This is a genomic window from Saliniramus sp. (genome assembly GCF_035311605.1).
In the GTDB taxonomy this organism is placed as follows: Bacteria; Pseudomonadota; Alphaproteobacteria; order Rhizobiales; family Beijerinckiaceae; genus Saliniramus.
The window spans coordinates 1-3,213 of the sequence record NZ_DATGCW010000061.1 but is presented as its reverse complement, the minus strand read 5'-3'; the positions used below and the strand labels follow the sequence as shown (position 1 = coordinate 3,213).

4 protein-coding genes are annotated in these 3,213 nt (G+C 67.3%); 2 read left to right on the top strand and 2 right to left on the bottom strand.

The window, feature by feature from the left end; genetic code table 11:
- Positions 1-309: CarD family transcriptional regulator (locus VKP01_RS03075; RefSeq protein ID WP_414706501.1), on the top strand; the 309-nt coding region annotated here is incomplete at its 5' end.
- Between the two features lie 91 nt (positions 310-400).
- Here VKP01_RS03075 and VKP01_RS03070 read toward each other — a convergent pair.
- Together VKP01_RS03070 and cobU are read right to left on the bottom strand one after the other, a co-directional pair.
- Positions 401-1,873 (bottom strand): cobyric acid synthase, encoded by a 1,473-nt coding sequence (locus tag VKP01_RS03070; protein WP_324410165.1) that lies wholly within the window; start codon positions 1,871-1,873, stop codon positions 401-403.
- A 10-nt stretch (positions 1,874-1,883) separates the two neighbouring features.
- Complete coding sequence (gene cobU / locus VKP01_RS03065) at positions 1,884-2,387, bottom strand: bifunctional adenosylcobinamide kinase/adenosylcobinamide-phosphate guanylyltransferase (protein ID WP_324410167.1); 504 nt, start codon at positions 2,385-2,387, stop codon at positions 1,884-1,886.
- A 196-nt stretch (positions 2,388-2,583) separates the two neighbouring features.
- On the opposite strand from cobU, the gene cbiB reads away from it, so the two are divergent.
- Positions 2,584-3,213, top strand: a 630-nt coding sequence (gene cbiB / locus VKP01_RS03060) for an adenosylcobinamide-phosphate synthase CbiB (protein ID WP_414706502.1), incomplete at its 3' end; no start/stop codon positions are given.

Sequence of the window (3,213 nt, the reverse complement as noted above, 5' to 3'; positions counted from 1 at the left end):
CAGGAATATGAAGCCAAGATCAATTCCGGTGATCTGATCTCGGTGGCGGAAGTCGTGCGTGATCTCTACCGTTCCGACGCGCAGCCCGAGCAGTCCTACAGCGAGCGTCAGCTCTACGAGGCCGCGCTCGAGCGTGTCGTCAGCGAGATCGCTTCGGTCAACGGCGCGACCGAGACGGAAGCGCTCAAGCTGATCGAGGAAGCACTCGCCAAGTCGCCGCGCCGCGCGAAAGGCGCCGAGGATGCTGATGGCGCCGAGGCTGCCGACGGCGATTCTGATAACGGTGACTTGCAGGAAGAAGCTGCCTGAGGCGCTTCCGGCTGATTGTCAGGCGCCATAGCAACGCGGATCCGGTTCATAGCCGGGTCCGCTTTTCGTTTGTGGCGGGACGCGGCTGTGGTCAGCCGCCCTCACATACACCGCTTCCCGCGATGGTGAGCAGCCCGTCGCAATCGCAATGCGCTTCCAGATGATCGGCGAGTGCGTCGAGCGCGGCCTCGACCCGTGCGCCATAGACGAGATCGGAAGCGGGCGCGCCTATTTGCGCCAGAAAAGCGCGGCGAAAGCCGTCCTCGCCGAACAGGCCGTGCAGATAGCTGCCCATCGCCCGCCCATCCGTTGAAACCGCACCCTCGGGCGTACCCTCGCGATCAAACATGGGCCGCGCCCGGTCCGGCCCGTCGCTCTCGCCGATATGGATCTCGTAGCCGCTGACCGGCGTATCCGAGGCAATGTGGCACGCGCGGACCTGGGTGATGTGCTTGTCGGGCTGCATCACCGTGTCGATGGCGAGATGGCCGAGGCCGGGGCTCGTCCCCGCCGGCCCCTCGATGCCATCGGGATCTGCGATCGTGCGCCCGAGCATCTGATAGCCACCACACAGGCCGAGCACCCGCCCGCCCCGGCGCAGAATCGCCGCGAGATCGATATCCCAGCCGTGCTCGCGGAAGAAGGCGAGGTCACCGCGCGTCGATTTCGATCCCGGTATGATAACGAGATCTGCATCAAGCGGGAGCGGGCGCCCCGGCGCCACCATCTCGACGGACAGCGCCGGATCGAGGGCCAGCGGGTCGAGATCATCGAAATTCGCGATCCGCGACAGGCGCGGCACGACGATGCGAAACGCGCCCTCGCCGCGTTTTGCGGCGATGTCGAGGGCATCCTCGGCGGGGAGCTCATGGGCTTGGTCAAACCAGGGCAGCACGCCGAAACCGGGCCAGCCGGTGCGTTGCGCGATCGTCGCATAGCCGTCGTCGAACAGGCGCGGATCGCCGCGAAACTTGTTGATGAGAAAGCCCTTGATCAGCGCTGCATCCTGGGGATCGATCACGGCCTGTGTGCCGACGATCTGCGCGATCACCCCGCCGCGATCGATATCGCCTACGAGCACGACCGGCACGTGCTCGGCCCGCGCGAAGCCCATATTGGCTATATCGCCGGCGCGCAGATTGATCTCGGCGGGAGAGCCCGCACCCTCCACCAGAACCAGATCCGCCTCGCGTCGCAGGATCGCGAAGCTCTCGCGCACGCTCGCGAGCAATTGCGGCTTGAGCTTTGCGTAATCGCGCGCCCGCGCCGTCGTGAGCCGCGTGCCCTGGACGATGACCTGCGCGCCGGTCTCGCTTTCCGGCTTGAGCAGGACCGGATTCATGTGGATCGATGTCGGCACGCCCGCCGCGCGTGCCTGCAGGGCCTGGGCGCGTCCGATCTCACCGCCGCCATCATCGGTGACGGCGGCGTTGTTCGACATGTTCTGCGGCTTGAACGGGCGCACGCGAAGCCCGCGCCGGACGAAGACCCGCGCGAGCCCGGCGACGAGCATGGATTTGCCGACATTGGAGCCGGCGCCCTGGATCATCAATGTGGCACTCATGACGGCATGCTCACTTGATCCGCAACGGCTGGCCGGCCACGACCAGTACCACCTCATCCGCGACCGCCCCGACATCCTGCGCGAGCCGCCCCGCCGCATCGCGGAACTGCCGTGCCAGACGATTCTCCGGCACGATGCCGAAGCCGACCTCGTTGGTGACGAGCACGACCGGGCTCTTCTGGCGCACGAGCGCGGCGCAGAGCGCTTCGCCCTCGGCGCTGAGATCGCGCTCGGCGAAGAGCAGGTTCGTCAGCCAGAGCGTCAGGCAATCGACGAGACGCGGGCCCGCGCCATCAGTGGCATCGAGCGCGCCGACGAGATCGAGCGGGGCGGGGTGGTCGCCCCAGCGCGCATCGCGGCGCGCCTGATGGGTGGCGATGCGCCTGCGCATTTCGTCGTCGAGGGCCTCGGCCGTCGCTATATAGACCGGGCGACCGCGCATGGCCAGCACGCGCTCTTCGGCATGGCGGCTCTTGCCCGATCGCGCGCCGCCGGTGATCAGGATGATGCTCATGGGCATGGTTCTAGCTCAACAGCGTAACGGATGCGAGGCGCGGATTCACCCTGCGTGGCGCGCAACCGGTGGCGGGACCGGCGGGTGCCGTGTATTGAACGCCCATGACCGTTCCGATGCGGGCCTGCGCCCCGATACCTTGTTCCGCCTCGAAGAGGCCCGTCGCATGAGCCTGATCGCATTCAGCGCCGCCGCGATGGCGCTCGCCATGCTGATTGATGCCGTCATTGGCTGGCCGGCATGGCTCTATGCGCGGATCGGCCATCCGGTGACCTGGATCGGCGCAGCGATCAGCTGGTGCGACAGGCGGCTGAATCGCGAAGGTGATGCGCCCGCGCGCCGGGCACGGGCGGGAATGCTCGCCGCGCTCGCCGTGATTCTCGCAGCCAGCCTGCCGGCATTGTTCGTCGCGCTGCTCCTGCCCGATGGCATCATCGGCCTCGTGCTCACGGCGCTGCTGGCCTGGCCGCTGATCGCCACGCGTTCGATGCACGACCATGTCACCGCCGTCGCCACACCGCTCAGCGCCGGCGATCTCGAGGGCGCACGCGCGGCTGTGGCGATGATCGTGGGGCGTGATCTCACGCTGCTCGATACACCGGGGGTTACCCGCGCGGCGATCGAGAGCCTTGCGGAGAATTCATCCGACGGAATCGTCGCGCCGCTCTTCTGGGGCGCGCTCCTCGGCCTGCCCGGCATCGTGGCCTATAAAGCGATCAACACCCTCGACAGCATGATCGGCCACCGCAATGCGCGCCATACGGATTTCGGGCGCTTCGCGGCGAAGCTCGACGATGCGGTGAACTGGCCGGCGGCGCGGCTGACC

What these genes read in the sequence shown, in the direction of transcription:
- VKP01_RS03070 (WP_324410165.1), bottom strand. Translation starts at nt 1,873, where the DNA reads ATGAGTGCCACATTGATGATCCAGGGCGCCGGCTCCAATGTCGGCAAA.
- cobU (WP_324410167.1), bottom strand. Translation starts at nt 2,387, where the DNA reads ATGAGCATCATCCTGATCACCGGCGGCGCGCGATCGGGCAAGAGCCGC.